This window comes from Parabacteroides bouchesdurhonensis, from assembly GCF_900186615.1.
Lineage (GTDB): Bacteria > Bacteroidota > Bacteroidia > Bacteroidales > Tannerellaceae > Parabacteroides > Parabacteroides bouchesdurhonensis.
Genome location: NZ_LT896588.1, coordinates 1696402 through 1716418, shown reverse-complemented (window position 1 = coordinate 1716418; position 20017 = coordinate 1696402). Strand labels below are relative to the sequence as shown.

Genomic DNA, 20017 nt, shown 5'->3' with positions numbered 1-20017 from the left:
CAGAATATGAATTTATAGATATTGCGATATGAAACTTCTGACTATAATATTCTCGTTCTCCCTGGTAACAGTAAGCAGTACTGTTGCCCAACCACTGGTTCTTTCTCTTGAGAAAACTATCCAGATAGCCGCCGACAGTTCCTTGGAAGCTTTCCGGACAAAGAATATGTATCTTGCCGGATATTGGGAATTCCGGACTTATAAGGCCGACCGCTTGCCAAGTCTTACCTTGAACCTGACTCCCGCCCAATATTACCGGGACATCACCAAGAGATATGATTCGGAAAATGATATTGATGTATATCGTAAACAACAATCCTTCTATTCCGGTGGCGGACTGGAAGTAATGCAAAATTTCGATCTGTTAGGCGGAAATTTCTTTCTTCGCTCCGATTTGGGTTATATGCGTAATTTTGGAGACAATACATACACCCAATTTACAAGCGTACCCATACAAATTGGTTACACTCAAAATCTGATAGGTTATAATCCCTTCCGTTGGGAACGAAAAATCGAACCGCTGAAATATGAAAAGGTAAAGAAAGAATTTCTCTATAACCGGGAAGCAATAAGCGAACAGGCAACCACTTACTTCTTTGCTTTAGCCATGGCACAAGCAGAGTTCGATTTAGCCAAAGAAAACGTCCGATCAACCGATACTTTATATCAAACCGGATTGCAACGTCATAAAATAGCATCTATCAGCCAAGCTGATTTATTGACTTTAAAGCTGGATGCCGTAAATGCCCGTAATACTTTACAAAATGCAGATATTGCTCTAAAACGAGCCATGTTCAGCCTTGCGTCTTACCTGAATCTGGATAAAAACACGCAAATACGTTTGCGTTTACCGGGACGTCCTCAAGATTTAAATGTATCGGCAGAGATGGCATTAATAACGGCCCGAGAGAACAATCCTCTATTTTTAGAATTCAGGCAAACCATTTTAGAAGCGGAACAACAAGTAGATAAAACAAAAAAAGAAACCTTATTTAATGCATCTTTAAGCGCCAGTGTAGGTTTTAACCAAGTAGCAAATAATTTCAAAGACGCCTACAGAGATCCGTTGCAACAAGATATGGTTTCTATATCCTTATCTATCCCTCTAATAGATTGGGGTGTGAGAAAAGGAAAACATAACGTAGCTAAAAACAACCTGAACGTAGCCCAGATAAAAGCCCGCCAGGATGAACAAACTGTAGAAGAAGACGTTATCATGACCGTTGGAGATTTCAACATACAGCAAAATCTGATAGCCAGTGCAGAAGAGGCTTTAGATTTAGCCATTACTGCCTACGCAGAAACAAAACAACGCTTCATGATTGGAAAAGCAGACATTAATAGCCTGACTCTTTCGTTAAACCGTCAGCAAGAGGCACAGCGTAATTATATTTCAGCTTTACAAAACTATTGGTTAAGCTATTACAAAATACGCAAACTGACTTTGCATGACTTCGAAACGGGAATCAGTCTTAGCGACGAATTTGATTATAGCCATTACATGAAATGAGTGCTTCACCCAAAATATCTTCTTTTACCATCATTGTCACCTTCCTTTGCGTGGCACTGGCCGGGATCGCTTTTATACCGCTACTGCCGATAAAGCTATCTCCGTCACGTACTTTGCCCAAGCTTAGTATCAGCTATAATATGCCTAATAACTCAGCCCGCGTCATCGAAATGGAAGTTACCTCACGCCTGGAAGCAATGTTGGCACGCATAAAAGGGATAAAAGAAATATCGTCCACTTCCGGAAACGGCTGGGGATACATCACTCTAGAACTTGATAAACATACAAATATAGACGCAGCCCGTTTTGAGGCTTCTACCATTATCCGTCAAACATGGCCCAGTTTGCCAAATGGACTAAGTTATCCGATTCTGGAAATGAGCAGGCCGGACGATAAAGAATCACGGCCCTTTATGAGCTATACTTTAAATGCCGCCGCCACACCCATTTTCATACAACGATTCGCGGAAGATCAGATTAAGCCCCGTTTATCCGGAATTTCCGGTATTTACAGAATTGACGTTACCGGTGCTACCCCTATGGAATGGAGATTAGAATATGATAGCCGTCAACTCAACCTTTTAGGCATTTCTTTAGAAGACCTGCAAACAGCCATCAGTCAATATTATAAAAAAGAATTTCTAGGTACAGCCAACATACAAACAGAAGTAGTCTCTTCACCGGAGTCCGTCGACTGGATTCGACTGGCGCTAATACCGGAAAATGGTCAGGAATCTTTTGAGCCTTCTCTTATTACTGTAAAAAATAAAGATGGGAAACTGATACGGCTTGACCAATTGATTAAAGTAACAAGACAAGAAGAAACACCCCAAGGTTACTACCGGATTAACGGTTTAAACTCTATTTATCTTTCCATTAAAGCAGAAGAAACAGCCAACCAGCTTCAACTGGCAAAGAAAGTAAAGGCGGAAATGGATCATATCCGGACATTACTTCCAGCCGGTTATGAGATACATACCAGTTATGACGCTACAGAATTCATTCAGCAAGAACTAAATAAAATCTATTTACGTACGGGACTAACAATCCTTATATTGCTAATTTTCGTTTTATTAATTACACGAAATATCCGGTATTTATTCCTTATTATCATTAGCTTGAGTGTAAACCTCTGCATTGCGGTTATACTCTATTATCTGCTCGGTTTGGAAATGCAGTTATACTCTTTGGCCGGCATCACTATTTCGCTCAGTCTGGTTATAGACAATACGATTGTTATGACCGACCATATACGTAACCGTCATAATAAGAAGGCCTTTCTTTCCATTCTGGCAGCTACATTAACAACAATGGGAGCGCTGGTTATTATCTTTTTCCTGGATGAGAAAATACGGCTTAACTTGCAAGATTTTGCCGCTGTCGTGATTATTAATCTTGCCGTATCACTATTCATAGCCTTATTCCTTGTTCCGGCTTTAATCGATAAAATGGGATTAAGTGAAAAATACATTGTTCGAAAACTAAATAAACCGGCAAAGAAAAACTCATTCCTTACCAAACTAAATAGAGGAATAAAACGATTCCCGATTTATTTTTCACGATATTATCAATGGCAAATCAACTTTTTATGCCGATGGAAAAAATTAGCTTGCCTGATATTGCTCTTAGCTTTCGGGTTACCTATATTTTTATTACCTGACAAAATAGAACTGGATGGGAAAAAGAGTTATTCCAGAACCGATTCTCTTTTAATTGAAACTTACAATAAGGCTGTATCCAACGATATATATAAAGAGAATATCAAGCCCGTCATTGACAAAGCATTGGGAGGAACACTTCGTCTATTCATACAGAAAGTATATGAAGGAAGTTACTTTACCCGCAATGACGAAACTGTATTATACGTAAGCGCATCTTTACCCAACGGAACTACATTAGAACAAACCAACCATTTTATCAAACGGATGGAAACGTATTTGAGTGGTTTTAAAGAGATACGTCAGTTCCAAACAAACATTTACAGTGCCCGGCAAGCGAGTATCAATGTATATTTTACCCGTGAAAGCGAGCGTAGCGGATTTCCCTATATACTCAAAAGCCGTATTATCAGCAAAGCGCTTGAACTGGGAGGCGGAAGTTGGTCCGTATGGGGATTACAGGATCAAGGATTCAGTAACGATGTTCGCGAAAATGCAGGCTCATTCCGTATCGAGATGTTTGGATACAATTACGATGAACTTTACGAATGGGCAGAAAAACTAAAAGCCCGGCTGTTGACTTACCGTCGTATTAAAGAGGTTCTTATCAATTCGGAATTCTCCTGGTGGAGAGACGACTATCAGGAATTTTATTTCAATCTGAATAAAGTGAGAATGGCACAAGAAGATATTCTTCCGATTAAATTGTTTGCCTCCCTAAATCCTGTATTCGGGAAAAACATATACAGCGGAACAATTGTCGTCGATAATGAAATGGAAAAACTAAAGCTCTCTTCTCGCCAATCCAAAGAGTATGATATATGGAGTATGCAATATATACCACAAGAAATTAATGGTAAAGCATATAAACTATCTGAACTTGCTACCGTAGGAAAAGGACAGATGCCTCCAAAAGTAGCAAAAGTAAACCAGCAATACCGTCTTTGCCTGCAATATGAATATATAGGAGCATCCAACCAAGGAAACAAAATACAAGAACGCGAGTTGAAAGAATTCAATAATCAGCTTCCTATGGGCTATACGGCTCAATCAAACTCTAATTACTGGTATTGGGGGAAAAAGGATAATAAGCAATATTTGTTGTTACTTCTGATTATTGTAATTATCTTCTTTACCACCAGTATATTGTTCAATTCATTGAAACAACCGCTAGCGGTAATTTTTGTAATTCCTATTTCTTATATAGGAGTATTCCTTACATTCTACTGGTTTAAACTCAACTTTGACCAGGGAGGATTTGCTTCATTTGTTCTGTTATGCGGTATTACAGTCAATGCCAGTATCTATATATTAAATGAGTATAACCAGTTACGCATTAATAATCCACTCATTTCTCCTTACCGGGCATATTTGAAAGCATGGAATGCAAAAATCACTCCAATCTTCCTCACCGTCATTTCTACTATTCTGGGATTTATCCCATTCATGTTAGGAACCGACAAAGAAGCATTTTGGTTTCCACTGGCAGCAGGAACAATAGGAGGATTGGTTATGTCGGTTATAGGAATCTTTTTCTATCTGCCTCTTTTCACATTAAAAGCACAACCCCGTAAGAAGAAATAAGATTTCTCTTTTCAATATTTGTTGTTAATAAAACAAACGACTATCTTTGCCGAAATTTCAAAGAAAGAGTTTCTATGATAAATAAGACACATAAGGACAATCCGAAGTTCTTTTCCGGTTACATGTCGGACAATGAAATTCATTTCTTTAATTTACAGGATTATAATTTGTTTATATAGGATGCGTTAGTTATTTTTACTAACGCATTTTTTTTGTATCCTGACAAATATATTTTGACGATAACATTCTAAAAAATCAATAATAAAAAACAACCCAAATGAGTATGTCTAAAAGTGGAATCAAAAAGGTGATTGTTCTGGGCTCGGGTGCCCTGAAGATCGGGCAGGCCGGAGAATTTGATTATTCTGGCTCACAAGCATTAAAGGCTCTGAAAGAAGAAGGTATCAGTACCGTATTGCTTAATCCGAACATTGCAACTATTCAAACATCGGAAGGTGTGGCTGATAAGGTATATTTCCTGCCTATTACCCCCTACTTTGTTGAAGAAGTTATCAAAAAAGAACAACCGGATGGAATCCTGCTGGCCTTTGGTGGTCAGACAGCCTTGAACTGCGGAACAAAACTTTATACCAGTGGGACACTTGCCAAATATGGTGTAAAAGTATTAGGTACTTCCGTTGAAGCAATTATGTACACGGAAGACCGCGACTTGTTCGTTAAGAAACTGAATGAAATAGAAGTAAAAACTCCTATCAGTCAGGCTGTAGAAAGTATGGAAGACGCAGTAGCAGCCGCTTATAAAATCGGATTTCCCGTTATGATCCGTTCTGCCTATGCTTTAGGCGGTATGGGCAGCGGAATCTGTAAAGATGAAGCAGAACTACGGACATTGGCGGAAAGTGCATTTGCTTATTCTTCTCAAATCCTGGTTGAAGAATCTTTAAAAGGCTGGAAAGAAATAGAATTTGAAGTAATCCGTGATAAGAACGACCACTGCTTTACAGTAGTAAGCATGGAAAACGTGGATCCGCTGGGTGTACATACCGGTGAAAGTATTGTAGTGGCGCCAACTTGTTCCCTGACAGAAAAAGAATTGGACTTGCTGAAAGAACTTTCTACAAAGACAATCCGTCATTTAGGAATTGTTGGTGAATGTAACATACAATATGCTTTTAACTCAGAAACTTGCGATTACCGTGTCATTGAAGTGAACGCCCGTCTTAGCCGATCTTCCGCATTGGCATCTAAGGCCAGCGGTTATCCGTTGGCATTTGTTGCTGCAAAATTAGCTTTAGGGTACGGATTAGATGAAATTGGTGAAATGGACACATCCAACTCTGCCTATAAAGCACCGGAAGTAGACTACATGATTGTAAAGATTCCACGTTGGGACTTAACTAAGTTTGTAGGTGTCAGCCGCCAGATTGGTTCCAGCATGAAATCGGTAGGAGAAATCATGTCTATCGGTAAGAGCTTCGAGGAAATCATGCAAAAAGGCCTTCGTATGATCGGTCAGGGCATGCACGGCTTTGTTGGTAATAACGATCTTACATTTGATAATATTGAAGACGAATTAGCAAACCCGACCGACCTGCGTATTTTTGCCGTAGCACAGGCTTTTGAACAAGGCTACAGCGTAGACCGCATCTACGAACTAAGCAAAATTAATCCCTGGTTCCTGAACAAACTGAAAAACATTGTTGATTACAGCAATATACTGAAAGGCTACAACAAGATAGAAGACCTTCCCGAAGATGTATTGAGAGAAGCAAAAAAACTGGGATTCTCAGACTTCCAGATTGCCCGTTTTGTAGAAGAGCCGGAAGGAAATATGGAAAAAGAGAATATCCGCGTACGCAATTTGCGTAAAAAGATGAATATTCTTCCAAGTGTAAAACGGATCAATACAATTGCATCCGAACATCCGGAACTGACAAACTACCTGTATATGACCTATGACGGTAGTGAACACGACATTCCTTATTACAAAAATGATAAGAACGTTATCATTCTTGGCTCAGGGGCTTACCGCATCGGTTCATCCGTTGAATTTGACTGGTGTTCGGTTAATGCTGCACAAACAGCCCGGAAATTGGGATACAAGTCAATTATGATTAACTACAACCCGGAAACCGTATCCACAGACTACGATATGTGCGACCGCCTGTATTTCGATGAATTATCATTCGAGCGTGTACTGGATGTCATTGACTTGGAACTGCCGAAAGGGGTAATAGTCTCTGTGGGAGGACAAATACCAAACAACCTCGCCATGAAGCTCTACCGTCAGAATATACCGGTACTGGGAACTTCTCCGCTATCTATAGACCGTGCAGAAAACCGTCATAAATTCTCTGCAATGCTGGATACGTTAGGTATTGACCAGCCACGTTGGGCTGAACTTACCAGTATGGACGAAATAGACGACTTTATTGAAAAAGTTGGTTTCCCGATCTTGATTCGTCCGTCATACGTCCTCTCAGGAGCAGCCATGAATGTTTGCCATTCTAAAGAACAAATGATCGAATTCCTGGACCTGGCAGCAAAGGTTTCCAAAGAATATCCGGTTGTTGTATCCGAATTCCTTCAAGGTGCCAAAGAGATTGAGTTCGATGCAGTAGCACTGAATGGCGAAGTAGTTGAATATGCAATTTCCGAACATATAGAGTTCGCAGGCGTTCACTCCGGTGATGCGACGTTGGTATTCCCAGCGCAGAAAATCTACTTTGAAACAGCACGTCGCATTAAGAAAATAAGCAAAATGATAGCGAAGGAGCTAAACATCAGCGGGCCTTTCAATATACAATATCTGGCAAAGAACAACGATGTAAAAGTAATTGAATGTAACTTGCGCGCTTCACGCAGTTTCCCGTTCGTATCGAAAGTTCTGAAACGTAACTTCATCGAGACAGCTACGCGTATCATGCTGGATGCTCCATATGCCAAACCGGATAAGAGCGCATTCGACATTGACTGGATCGGCGTAAAAGCATCCCAGTTCTCTTTTGCCCGCCTGCACAAAGCCGACCCAGTTTTAGGCGTAGACATGAGTTCTACCGGCGAAGTTGGATGTATTGGCGACGACTTCGATGAGGCTTTGCTTTCCGCCATGATTGCTGTGGGCAACAACATCCCGAAAAAGAATATTCTGGTATCTTCCGGTGCTGCAAAAAGCAAAGTTGACTTGTTAGAACCTTGTCGTATGCTGGCGGATAAAGGATACACAATCTATGGGACACATGGTACAGCCAAATTCTTGAACGACAATGGTATCAAAGCCATAGGGGTATGCTGGCCAGATGAAAACGGGGCTTTAAACATCATGGATATGTTCAGTAAGCATACGTTCGAATTAGTAGTAAATATTCCAAAAGATCATAGTAAACGAGAACTTACCAACGGATATAAAATACGTCGTGCTGCTATCGACCATAACGTACCATTAATTACAAACGCCCGTCTGGCAAGCGCATTTATCAGCGCATTCTGTAATATGAAAATAGAAGATATACAGATTAAGAGCTGGCAGGAATATAAATAATAAGAATTTTCTTATATTTGTAATCATATTTATGTAGAGACAAGGAAAATCCTTGTCTCTACTGTTTTCCAACATCGATAACCATGTTTAAACTACCGTTGACAATACTCTTCACCCTATTGACAACCATTGCAGTATATGCATCGGTAGTTCCTCCGTCCATACTTATTCAAAATTACAATGTAGACGACTATAAAGCCAGTTGTCAGAACTGGGCACTTTCCGTATCCAACAACGGTATTTTATATGTTGCCAATAATTCGGGATTACTTGCTTTCGACGGGAACACATGGAGACTCTATCCTCTGCCGGACAACTCGGTTATAACCGGTCTTACCTATTTTGAAGATAAAATATATACCCGTACGGAAAATAACACCTACGGATATTGGACACCTGACAATTTCGGTAAACTTATATATCATCCGATTAACGAACTTCCAAACGGAGTAGGTTTTACTCGTGACACGGCTCCCTATCCATTACCGGAAGAAATACTGAAGGCACACCCTACAGCTTATGCGACTATAGATGACCTGCATTTTATAGGTACTGAAACAGACGGACTGTACATCACAGATCAAGAAAAAAACATCTTATTACATTTACATCACAGAAACCAATTACAAGATAATCTGGTACGTGCCATCTGTGTACAGGATAAAAAACTTATTTGGCTGGCTTTGGATAACGGACTTGCCAAGATTGAACTAAATCCGTCTATCGTTTTACTGGGAGAAAGAAGTTTAATTGGAAAACTGCAAAATGTAGCTCTCCATGATGATGAACTTTATATACAGACAAATAAAGGATATTTTAAACGTACCTTACAATCCAATGACAAGTTTCAAGCTATAACACAACAGGAAGCCCTGCCCTTTCTCATCAAAAACAAGAATTCGGAAGAAATATCAGATGTCAACGAATTATTCAGGAACGCAAAAGATTTAGGCGAATTTGCCAATGCCAAGTCTATTTATCCCGCTCCCGATAATTTATATTGGCTTATTCATGGCAATGAGGCCGGTTTATTTCACCGGGAAGGAAAGGCAGGAACAATGAAATGCCGTATTCTGTTCGACAATTATCACTTGAATCTGGTAACGCGCGGACAAGAAATATTTCCACTCACCGGCTCACTGTTCATTGTATCAACCATGCAAGGCATTCTTCTGGCAGATACTCGCCGGTTGATAGAATCCAATCTGGGGAATCCATCACTACGTTTCACACAAATCGACTATGCAGACAACGATAGTATATATAATCTTCCGCTAAATAATACAAAAAGTATATCCCTCCCTCACGATTTCAAGGAAATGAATGTATACATAGGCAGCTCTATTTTTACCCAGAATAACCAAATCAGTTATAAAATAGATGGTGTTTCCTCTAAATGGTCTCCCTGGCAAAAAGACGGAAAGATATCTTTTCTACAATTGCCGGAAGGCACGTATGAATTGAAAGTAAGAAAGTACGTAATAAAAGGCCCTTACCCGGAACTGTCTTTAATTATCACAGTACGTCCCCCATGGTATAACAGCATCTGGGCTTACATAGCATATATACTTTTAATCTGGATTACAATCCAACTGGGACTTCATTACTACCTCAAAAGCCTGCGTAAAGAAGAACAAGACAAAATAAATGCGGAAAGATTAGCCGAACAACAAAGAATGCATCAAGTTAAGAACGAAATGTTAGAAGCAGAATTACAAGATAAAAAAAACGAGCTTACATTACAAACATCCGCTTTAGTAAAAAAGAACCAATCCATGCAAACCTTGCTGGAAGAACTGGATAAACAAAAAGAAAGTTTGGGCGACCGCTACCCCAATAAGATGTATAATCGTCTGCGTTCACTAATAGAGGAAACTCTAAACGATCAAGACAGTTGGATAATTTTCGAAAATTATTTCAACAGCGCTCATCAAAACTTCACCAACCGTCTGCGTCAGCAATATTCCGATATTACGGTTGGCGACCTTCGGATCTGTTGTTTTTTACGGATGAATCTTTCTACCAAAGAGATTGCATCATTGCTAAACATTTCAATCAGGGCGGTAGAACTCCGCCGTTATCGCTTAAGAAAACGCTTAGGATTACCCGGCGACACGAATTTAGTTGATTTTCTAATAGGCTTTTAGTCTTCATTTTCTCAAAAAATCATTTTCTTATACACCTATAAAACAACATATTATAAACATAAAGAAATAAGATGAGAAAACATTGTTGTATTCTCTCATCTCTAAAAAAGCACCTGTGAAAGCAGTGTTGTAGTACTTTTTCTTGACGTATCGTATAATTATAGTTTCTTTGTTCCTGATAATTATTAATTCGTATTATGATGAAACACCACGAAATGGAGAAACAATTAGATGAATTAGAAAAACATGGCGTGAATCGCCGTCACTTCTTAAAATTAATGGCCGCTGCCGGTCTTCTTACAACAATCAGTACACCAAAAGCAAAAGCATTTTCCAGTAACGCAAAAGGGAAAATAGTCATTATAGGAGGAGGAGCTGCAGGAATCAGCATGGCTTCCCGCTTACTTAATTGGTTGAAAGAACCGGATATCACGTTGATCGATCCCAGCAGTCGCCAATTCTACCAACCCGGTTTTACTTTAATAGCATCGGGGGTATATGAACCTAATGATGTATGGAAAAAACAGGAAGACTGTATGCCGAAAGGGGTTAAATGGGTAAAAGATTCAGTTACTGCTGTAGATCCGGTTTGGAATCAGGTAACGACCACAAACAACGGGAAAATCCCATACGACTTCCTGGTTCTGGTTCCGGGTGTACAAACAAATTGGGAAAAAGTAGAAGGTATCACCCACGATACATTAGGTCTGGGTAATGCGCATTCAATTTATGACTTTGAAGGTGCACAAAAGACTTGGAAAGCTTTGCAGGAATTTTCAAAAACAGGAGGAAGAGGTCTTTACACCGACACTTATACAAAACATAAATGCGGGGGTGCTCCTAAAAAAATATGCCTGCTTACAGAAGATTACACCCGTAAGCACGGAACACGCGACAAAATAGATCTAAATTACTATACAGCCTCACATGAGCTATATGATATACCTTATTTTACAAAACGTTTGTTGGAAATTTATGATGAACGTAATATTCCAATCAATCTAAACATACGGTTAAAAGGGGTAGACACCAGTGCTAAACAAGCTCATTTTGAAAAAATAGAAACCCGTGGGGATGAGAAAATTGTCACTCCTCTTATAGAAGATTACGATTTTCTGCATTTTACTCCACCAATGTCCGCTCCCGACTTTGTTCGTGAAGCCGGTCTGGGTTGGACCGAAGGAAAACTGGCGGCAGATGCTTGGGTAATGGTAGATAAAACAACATTGGTTCATCAAAAATATCCGAATATCGTTTCCTTAGGAGACGTAGCCGGCATTCCAACCAGCAAAACTTCTGCAGCCGTACGCAAACAAGTTCCTATTGCTGCTAAAAATCTGATTAGCCTGATGGAAGGCAAAGAGCCCACAGAGAAATATAACGGATATGCCGCTTGCCCGATTGTGACAGATTACGGACATGTATTGCTTTGCGAATTCGATTATAATAAGAATCCGGACGTATCATTCCCGTTCTCGTTATTGGATACATCCAAAGAACAATGGGCCGCATGGATATTAAAAGTTTACTTTTTAAAACCTATGTATTTTTACGGCATGCTGAACGGTTACGCATAAGAAAAAAACTCCCTGTACTATTAAACGCCAAACTATAAATTCCCGGTTTCAGGTCATGAAATCGGGAATTTAGTTTTTATACGGTCACTCTTCATAACCATACAATCTTATCCATATAAGATCAGCAAAAAAAAGAGCTGACCTTTGCAACTAAAAGTCCCGTCTTAACATTTCAAAAGAGCTAACTTTTGAAGTGTTAAGACGAGACTTTTATATTCAAAAGATATATCCTTTAAATCCTCAATATTATTCCGTTAATTTTTTATAATAACGGGGCGTGTAATCCGGCAATAATTCCGGATGAAACACCCATACCAAGTCTTTCAACAGATAATCTGGGCGCATCGGAAACTCCTCATAATAAGGGACAAAAGCGGTGTTACAAGCATAGACACGTTTGTTCTTAAACGCATCAAAATTTTCATACGGAACGTATTCGGTACGTAAAGTAGTATAAGTCATATCAGCGGACTGATTATACTTTATTAACCATATATCCGCATGAATCGCCTTATCGAGTACCGTTTCGAAGGCGAGTGGAGTACTTCCCGCCCCCGAAAGATCGGCAAACATATAGTCTGCTCCGGCATCTTTAAAGAAGTGCGCCATATAACTGCCACCTCCCGGAACATGCCAGGAAGAGCCAAAACGCTTTTCCGAAAAGACAGTAGGACGATGTTCCACACCTTCGGCCAACTTAACCAGAGATAGATAATTTGACTCCGTCGCACGGAATATGGAATCTGCCAGTTCCTCACGTCCTAACAGTAAACCATATAAACGCAACCATTCGGCACGTCCCAACGGAGTTGCTTCCATATAATCCGCACATTCCAGAATAGGAATTCCCAGTTTTTCGGCAGGGCCATATCCCGCATTACGAAATGGGGAGGCAAGAATTACTTCCGCTCCAATATCTACCATTTTCTCAATATTCGGTGCTGTAGCTTCTCCTAAATCGGCAATCACTCCCTTGTCTAGCAACTCGCGAATAACAGGTGTGTCCATATAACGAGACTCGCAAGCTCCCACAATATTATCTGCAGCTTGCAAAAGTTCAACAATAGAACTATGTACCGAATTATAGACTACGATATTCCGCAAAGGAGTACGAACAACCGTGCCTTTAGGCATACCTGCGGGAATATCTTTATTCCGGTCTACCAGCAAATACCGTTGCAGGATACGCGTCATATCCCAGGGATCATGTATTTCGGCAACAATATAATCGCTATGCCGTTCTATAGTATATCCTTTGGAATACTGGATATTATCAACAGAAACCGGAACATTACCCGCCTGCTTTTTAGACTGCGTACATGATACGGCAGTCCAAAAAACAAATAGAAGAGATATAATTTGTTTCATTAAATATCGTTCTATTTTTACTTATCAACCATAAAAACGAAATCGGAAGGATAAGGTGCTGTTTCAAATTGTGTTTTCAACTTACCTTCTGCCGTGAATACATAAACATCGCCATTATTCGTCTTATTACTCTTCGCTACATAAATATCTCCCCTTAAAGGATCGATACCAATACCGTTTGGAGAATCTATTACTGTTCCATCCGTAATAAAGTTATCACTAAGAAGTTTCTCATTCTTCAAATCGTATTTATAAAACTTCACAGCTCCTGCATAGTAGTCATTAAACATGATGTAGGCTATATCATCATAAACAGTCATTTTATATGCCTTAACACCCTCTATTGTAGTAACTTCATCTGTCTTAGCATCTATTCGCTGTATAATATATGATTTATCATCGCTATAGTCGCTCATGCAAATGACATAAACATCACCATCCGAATCCGAATAAATATAATTAGGATTCAAAGAGACAGTCAATGTCTTCTCCATTTTAAAGGTATTGATATCAACAACAGAAACACTTGTACTTTGACTTGGCCAATTCATTCCATCGGTATCTGCTGTATAGATACGTCCATTAGCAATTGTGATACCGTCCGGATTAGGCCCAACCTGTACATAAGCATCAACAGTCATAGAAGCCGTATCTATTTTTGCAACGTATCCATCATATGTTGTTAAGTAAACCTTATCTCCATGTGCAGCAAACATACGTGGAGCACGTTCATTTCCCTGTTCATCAAGCAGTTTTAATTGCTTTAAGCTTTTTGCATCTGCGGCATTCAATATCTCAACAGTTTTAGAACCATATACAGAGACATACAATTTTGAACCGTAACGGATCATGTTTTGTCCCATATCACCCAGATTGCGACCATTCAGATCTTTAAAAATATCGTTTGTTACTTCTCCTTCTCCATTCACATAACTAATGGCTGCATTATTATTTCCAAAGCTTCCTCCGTCCAAGACATAAAATGCCGTTGTCTTCTCAGGGTCCGGTGTCGGGTCTGGTGTCGGATCGTCGTCATTATCACAGGCTACAAAAAACATAGCCATCATAGCACACAGTGCTGATAAAAATAAAAACTTGTTCTTTTTCATTGTCTTCTTATTTTACTCAATCTTCCAATTGCTGTTCATCATAAACAAAAATAACACCTTGAGGATAAAGACCTTCCGTATCGAATTTATTAATGAGCTTACCTTCGGGAGAGAAAATATACATATCTCCGTTTACATTTGATCCACCTACAGAAACATAAACATTTCCAGTCAACGGGTCTATATCTATTTCCTGAGGATCTCCGGTTATAACCGTATCATCCGTTACAAATTTATCAGATATCATCTTCTCTGCCTTTGCATCATAAGTAAAGAAATCATAGGTGGTAGAACCGTACTGCTTGTATACGCCATAAATAGTATCATTACAAATAGATATTACGGAGGCACGACAAATCTCTTTCGCGTCAGAAGAACCTTTCTTAAAATACTGCAAGGTATTGGGGACCAGCGTAGCCGGATCTTTCGAGTAGTTCCCCATCGAAATAACATAAGCATCTCCTTCACTGTCGGTAATTACGCGCGTCGGATTAATAATAACTTCCACATTGCGTTCAACTTCAAAAGTATTCAGGTTTACAACAGAAATTGTCTTATCATAATCCGGGCTGTTTAATCCTCCGGAATTGGCAGTATATAATACATCGCCCTGAGCAGACAACTTATCCGGATTCATTCCCACCTTCACCTGTTTATCAATTTCAAGAGTGACTGTATCGATACGGGCTACATAACCATTATATAAAGTGGCATACACATAATCTCCGGAAGCAGTTATAGCACGAGGCTTTTCTCCCTTTCCGTCTGCATCTTTCGGTTCTATAGACTTCAAAGATTTTAAGGTTTTCGCATCTATCACCTCTATAATCATAGAGTTATAAACAGGGATATAAATCTTTGATCCATATTGGAAAAACTCTTGGGCAGAGTCTCCCAATTTACGTCCGTTAGCTGTTTCAAAAACATGTCCGGTAATTTTCTTATTCAGCAGGTCATAATAAGAGATACAACTATTATTAGATTTCGATTTACCACGGTTGATAATATAAAAACCGGCAGTGTATTGCTCAGTATCCGGAGTACCCGGTTCATCCGGACCCGGTGTTGGATCGTCGTCATTGTCACAGGCTACAAAAAACATAGCCATCATAGCACATAATGCTGATGCTAAAAACCACTTTTTCTTTTTCATCTCTATATTTAATTGATAATTTATAAAATAAACGCAACCATAGCCCTGTACGAACGTCCAGGCATCGGATAATACTGGATAACATCATAATTGATATTCCCCAAGTTAATGATCTCCCCTTGCAGGCGAAGTTTACACTTATTGAATTTAAACTCACGATTTACAGAAATACCTTGTTCCACATAGCTCTTTATCAGGTTTGCTTCAATATTCTGCGGTAAAGAATACCGGTCGCCAACAGCAGTCAGATTATAGGAAAGATTCACCCACGGATTCTCTATCGACAAAGCAACAGTTCCGCTATGTTTGGGTGTATAAGGAATCTGATGACGATAGTTTTTAGCACTTTCGTCTGTTATATCAATAGCTTTCTGCCAGGTATAAGTACCCTGCAACACAACATCCACCTTATTGCAAACAGGAATTTCAGTAGAGATATTTGCATCAATTCCGGCGATGGAGACTTCCCCCATGTTCATCATTTTCCATATAAACATCGTAGGCATAGCCACGATTTTATCTCTTATCCGGTTATAATAACCATCCGTAGAGACACTCAGATAATTGACAAATGAAGCCGACTTTCCACTCCAGGTAAGCCCCAGATTATATTGAGTTGCCCGTTCCGGTTTTAACCCTGTATTACCGATACGTAAATAATACATATCATTAAACGTAGGTACGCGGAATATATCTTTATATGATGCCCTTATGCGTAAATTCTGTTCGGGCAATATACGCCATGAAGCACTTACAGCCGGCGATAACCTTTTACGGTCTGCCGGAGTATCCCCCGTTTCTACCTTTTCAGTCATAAAAGTTCCCAGAAGACTGGCTGTTGCCGTAAAACGGGAAGTTTTATATTGTCCAGCCAACACAGTCAATGAAGTATAGCGGGTAGGAAAAGGACATTCCGGTAAAGTATTATCTAATGTATTGACATAAAAATCTTGTGCAAGGGAGAATGAAACACATTCCCATGGAGTATATAAAGCGGAAGCCGAACCATAATACTCATTCTGCGTATACCGGTCGTCTTGCCTGCCGCTTTCATATTTATTATCAACTTCCAAATGGCGCATCCAGGCATAGTTATATTTCAATTGAGCCTGAAACGCAAACAATTCATTAACACGGTTTTCATAATGAGCTTGTGCAAAACCGTTCTTATCCCAAAGCCGTTCTCCCGAATAGTCATTATATAAGATAACAGAGCCGGGCAATCCACGTTCGGAGTCAAAATAATAACCTTTCAAACGTAAGCGTCCGCCTTTACCAAAATCGCCATACAGATTTAATTCCGTACGCCAGGTCTCTATATCACTATTATAGCGCTTCTTCTTATCTTCAAGTTTTCCATTTATTAATGTAAAAGGATAATTTCCATCTGCCCGTTGCCAGTCTCCATAAAGAGACGCAGACCATTTCTCACCCAGTTTCTGTTCATAACGAAGAGAAGGATTTACCAAACCGAAAGATCCTGCTTTTACTTGTGCCCGCAGATGGAATGGCAAAGTAGTAAATTCAGGTTTGCTTGTCTTTATACTTAACGCGCCTGCCGAAGCATAGATACGCGCTGTCTGGAAAATATTATCGGCCTGGCCAATAGACAAAGAAACCATTTCCACATTATCCAACGAAAAACGGCTTATATCCACTTGTCCGCTCTGCGCATCCGTAATAGTTACGCCATCATAACTTACGGCCGTATGTTTAGCGCCCAAACTACGCACAGAGACCGTTTTCAGGCCGCCAATTCCTCCATAATCCTGCACAGTTACACCGGAAAAACGTTTTACGGCTTCCGATAGTTCCTGAACTCCCAACCTTTCAATACCTTTTCTATCTATCAATTGAACGGGAGTAGCTTCACGGGTAACCGAAGGACGGGCTTTTTCAACCACTTCCACTTCCGATAATTGATGATATGACACAGTATCTACTTGCTGGGCATATACCGCCACGGCAAAAAGCAACCATGCACCCACCAGGTACAACCTTTTTCTTATGAACATATATAGCATTTATCTTGGTTTACCAATTCCTTTACCCGAGGAATCGCATAATAAAGATGATGGCAGGTTTTCTGGCTTGTCCTCCTTTTGTCGGCCGCCTTCCCAACTTTTCAATAGGCAACTATATCTATTGATCTGTTAGTGGCAATAAGAAATGCCGAGGTTTACAGAACTTACAGCTACGGGTACAGCTCCGGTTTTACACCGGATTCCCTTTTACTAACCGTTCGAGGAAACGAAACGGTTACACCATAATCTGGTGCAAAGGTATAGATTTTTTTATTATATCAATACAATCAGTATTCTTTTATTTAATGCCCCTAGTATCTTAACCCGTTAGAGAAAGTTTTCTATTTCCGTTCCATATTCTACTTTAAATAGAAATCACCAATAAATACAAATCATCGGGATGATTTTGAAAAATGATCGGGATGATTTGTAAAAAAGATCCCGATGAATATTTCATTTACAAAATATAAAATACGTATCTTGCAAGCGGGAAAAAGATGGAGGTTGTTATGAAGAGAGGATGTTTATTTGTCATATTATTAGTAGCTGTATTATCTGCACAAGCACAAAAGGTATTCACACTTATACAAAACAAAGAAGGAAAAATAATTGCGATTCCTAAGTATCCAGACTTTGAATTCAATATTCCGAAGTTTGCATATAAATCTTATACACCGGCTTCTACTCAGGAATTGGATATGAAATTACGGGGATTTGTTCCGGAAACACCCTTATCTGTTGATGAACGTCCTATGGATATGCAGATACAGTCTGCCGCATACCGCCCTTATTTTAATGTGTTCACTCCTATGTTGCAGAAGGTATCGCCTATGGCTTTAGATTTTGACGAAACAGTACTCAAGCCACTAAACGACAATTTGTCTTTTATGATAACAGGACGCCAATTTACATGGCCCGGTGCCGGAGGCATAACAGATATTTCTCCCCAATTCGTATGGCATCAAGACAAGTGGATGGTTAGCGGAGGCGGATTTGCAGGAAGATTCTATACGCCTTTCAATCCCAGTCCGGGATTTATGGGAGGTTTCAACACTCAAGTAAGTTACAACGCAACAGATTGGCTACGATTAAGGGCATGGGGGCAATATACTATGTATGACAAGAATAACGATAAAAACTCATTTGTCATAATGAATCCTTCTTATAATCACACGGTAGTAGGGAGCGCCTTGGAATTTAAATTAACAGAAGACTTTGGTATGGGCGTAGGCGTACAATACGAATTCAATCCGATAAAACAGAAAATGGAACGCCAAGTGCTTTTCTTCCCGATCTTTGGGAAATAAGCACTAAATCGGCTACCAGGAAGTATATCCATTCCACGGATCCCATGAAGGAGGAACTACATCATATGGCATTGTAATGGAATAGGTATCCCGCTGATAACCGGTAACCACCCCGAAACCGTTATATACATTCGAGTAAGTTTCTTCCGGTTCAATAACATCTCCAAGATCAACATTTCCAAGCCATATGCCTAAACCTCCAATCATTCGGAAATATTGATAATAAGATTCGGAGACCGTTAACAAATGCACTTTATAAGTCACGCGCGTTGAAAGCGTATCACTTCTATATGAATTTTCTACCGGAGCTATAGACATCCTTACTTTATAAGGCGACTGCTCTCCCAACAGATTGTCAGTAAAAATACCATAGCTTCTGTATTGTACGGAACCGGTTGATACACCTGTTATTTGAAATATAGGGTCTTCATAATCTATAAGCAATACTTGTCCGTAAAGATAATAACCTGATGTAAGAAAATAGCTGTTTAATCCATATTGTGACACAGTAGCTTTTTCACCATTTTTCTCATAATCTACAATCCGTTCGATAAGCACACGATAATAATGCCGTCCCGGTTGTCCCTTCTTCATATTTATCAAAAAACGCAGTCCTTCTATATTATAAAATGGTGATGTTAGAGATGTGGATTGGAAACGTACTGTATCCAAAGATAAGATTGGTGTATAAGGGGGTATCTCCACATCCGCCGTAGCAGTTTCATATCCGGGAGCTTCCGCTTTCAATAACAGATGATCACCTGTCTGTAAACGGCATCCGGGCAATTGATACTGACCTCTGGCAGTAATTGTATCTTTCGGGTCGTCTACACATTTCATAACACCTTTATAGTTATCATTTATGTAAACATGTATGGTAGCATCCGGTAAATAAGAATCGGGAACGCTGTCTAATAAAAACCATGTTTTGGAAACAAACGCACTTATGTCTTGTTCGGGAGAAACAGAAGCATTCAATACGATTTTTGGTGGCACAGGCGGATAATCCAGCTCTATTTCCCGGATACAGGAAATAGTGGATAACAATATCAATATAGAACAGATAGCCTGCTTCATT

At 39.6% G+C, this 20017-nt stretch carries 11 protein-coding genes and 1 riboswitch; of the genes, 6 read left to right on the top strand and 5 right to left on the bottom strand.

Annotation, left to right across the window (positions count from 1 at the left end; all coding sequences use genetic code 11):
* Positions 1-28: 28 nt before the first annotated feature.
* The 5 genes from C1721_RS07305 to C1721_RS07285 all read left to right on the top strand — a co-directional run bounded on the left by C1721_RS07305 (position 29) and on the right by C1721_RS07285 (position 11978).
* On the top strand, positions 29-1510 hold the full coding sequence (locus C1721_RS07305; protein WP_102407777.1) for a TolC family protein: 1482 nt from the start codon (positions 29-31) through the stop codon (positions 1508-1510).
* Positions 1507-4752 carry an efflux RND transporter permease subunit gene (locus C1721_RS07300; protein ID WP_102407776.1) on the top strand — a complete coding sequence of 1082 codons (3246 nt, stop codon included), beginning with the start codon at positions 1507-1509 and terminating at the stop codon, positions 4750-4752. Before C1721_RS07305 ends, C1721_RS07300 begins: the two co-directional genes overlap by 4 nt.
* Positions 4753-5035: 283 nt before the next feature.
* Entirely contained in the window at positions 5036-8254 is a 3219-nt protein-coding gene (gene carB, locus C1721_RS07295; protein ID WP_102407775.1) for a carbamoyl-phosphate synthase (glutamine-hydrolyzing) large subunit, read from the top strand.
* An 83-nt stretch (positions 8255-8337) separates the two neighbouring features.
* The gene (locus C1721_RS07290; RefSeq protein ID WP_102407774.1) at positions 8338-10401 is read left to right on the top strand and encodes a helix-turn-helix and ligand-binding sensor domain-containing protein; all 2064 of its coding nucleotides are present in this window, start codon (positions 8338-8340) and stop codon (positions 10399-10401) included.
* Positions 10402-10601: 200 nt separating this feature from the next.
* Entirely contained in the window at positions 10602-11978 is a 1377-nt protein-coding gene (locus C1721_RS07285; protein WP_420872731.1) for an NAD(P)/FAD-dependent oxidoreductase, read from the top strand.
* 246 nt (positions 11979-12224) lie between these two features.
* Here C1721_RS07285 and C1721_RS07280 read toward each other — a convergent pair whose 3' ends face one another.
* From C1721_RS07280 to C1721_RS07265, 4 genes are read right to left on the bottom strand one after another with little or no spacing between them, the layout of a single operon-like run.
* Positions 12225-13346: an ABC transporter substrate-binding protein gene (locus tag C1721_RS07280; RefSeq protein WP_102407772.1), complete on the bottom strand. Its 1122-nt coding sequence runs from the start codon at positions 13344-13346 to the stop codon at positions 12225-12227.
* 17 nt (positions 13347-13363) lie between these two features.
* The gene (locus C1721_RS07275) at positions 13364-14455 is read right to left on the bottom strand and encodes a DUF5074 domain-containing protein (RefSeq protein ID WP_102407771.1); all 1092 of its coding nucleotides are present in this window, start codon (positions 14453-14455) and stop codon (positions 13364-13366) included.
* Between the two features lie 16 nt (positions 14456-14471).
* Complete coding sequence (locus C1721_RS07270; RefSeq protein WP_102407770.1) at positions 14472-15608, bottom strand: YncE family protein; 1137 nt, start codon at positions 15606-15608, stop codon at positions 14472-14474.
* Positions 15609-15628: 20 nt separating this feature from the next.
* A complete protein-coding gene (locus tag C1721_RS07265; protein WP_102407769.1) occupies positions 15629-17632 on the bottom strand; it encodes a TonB-dependent receptor plug domain-containing protein in 2004 nt (667 codons plus the stop codon).
* Positions 17633-17667: 35 nt separating this feature from the next.
* A riboswitch (cobalamin riboswitch) is annotated at positions 17668-17892 on the bottom strand.
* Positions 17893-18141: 249 nt separating this feature from the next.
* On the opposite strand from C1721_RS07265, the gene C1721_RS07260 reads away from it, so the two are divergent.
* Positions 18142-18939, top strand: a complete 798-nt coding sequence (locus C1721_RS07260; RefSeq protein WP_102409310.1) for a hypothetical protein — start codon at positions 18142-18144, stop codon at positions 18937-18939.
* 12 nt (positions 18940-18951) lie between these two features.
* On the opposite strand, the gene C1721_RS07255 is transcribed toward C1721_RS07260, so the two are convergent.
* A complete protein-coding gene (locus C1721_RS07255; protein ID WP_102407768.1) occupies positions 18952-20016 on the bottom strand; it encodes a DUF4249 domain-containing protein in 1065 nt (354 codons plus the stop codon).
* Position 20017: the final 1 nt, after the last annotated feature.

Coding starts and splice junctions, on each gene's coding strand:
- C1721_RS07300 (WP_102407776.1), top strand. CDS start 1,507: ATGAGTGCTTCACCCAAAATATCTTCTTTTACCATCATTGTCACCTTC.
- C1721_RS07260 (WP_102409310.1), top strand. CDS start 18,142: ATGAAGAGAGGATGTTTATTTGTCATATTATTAGTAGCTGTATTATCT.
- C1721_RS07280 (WP_102407772.1), bottom strand. CDS start 13,346: ATGAAACAAATTATATCTCTTCTATTTGTTTTTTGGACTGCCGTATCA.
- C1721_RS07255 (WP_102407768.1), bottom strand. CDS start 20,016: ATGAAGCAGGCTATCTGTTCTATATTGATATTGTTATCCACTATTTCC.
- C1721_RS07305 (WP_102407777.1), top strand. CDS start 29: ATGAAACTTCTGACTATAATATTCTCGTTCTCCCTGGTAACAGTAAGC.
- C1721_RS07285 (WP_420872731.1), top strand. CDS start 10,602: ATGAAACACCACGAAATGGAGAAACAATTAGATGAATTAGAAAAACAT.
- C1721_RS07275 (WP_102407771.1), bottom strand. CDS start 14,455: ATGAAAAAGAACAAGTTTTTATTTTTATCAGCACTGTGTGCTATGATG.
- carB (WP_102407775.1), top strand. CDS start 5,036: ATGTCTAAAAGTGGAATCAAAAAGGTGATTGTTCTGGGCTCGGGTGCC.
- C1721_RS07270 (WP_102407770.1), bottom strand. CDS start 15,608: ATGAAAAAGAAAAAGTGGTTTTTAGCATCAGCATTATGTGCTATGATG.
- C1721_RS07265 (WP_102407769.1), bottom strand. CDS start 17,632: ATGCTATATATGTTCATAAGAAAAAGGTTGTACCTGGTGGGTGCATGG.
- C1721_RS07290 (WP_102407774.1), top strand. CDS start 8,338: ATGTTTAAACTACCGTTGACAATACTCTTCACCCTATTGACAACCATT.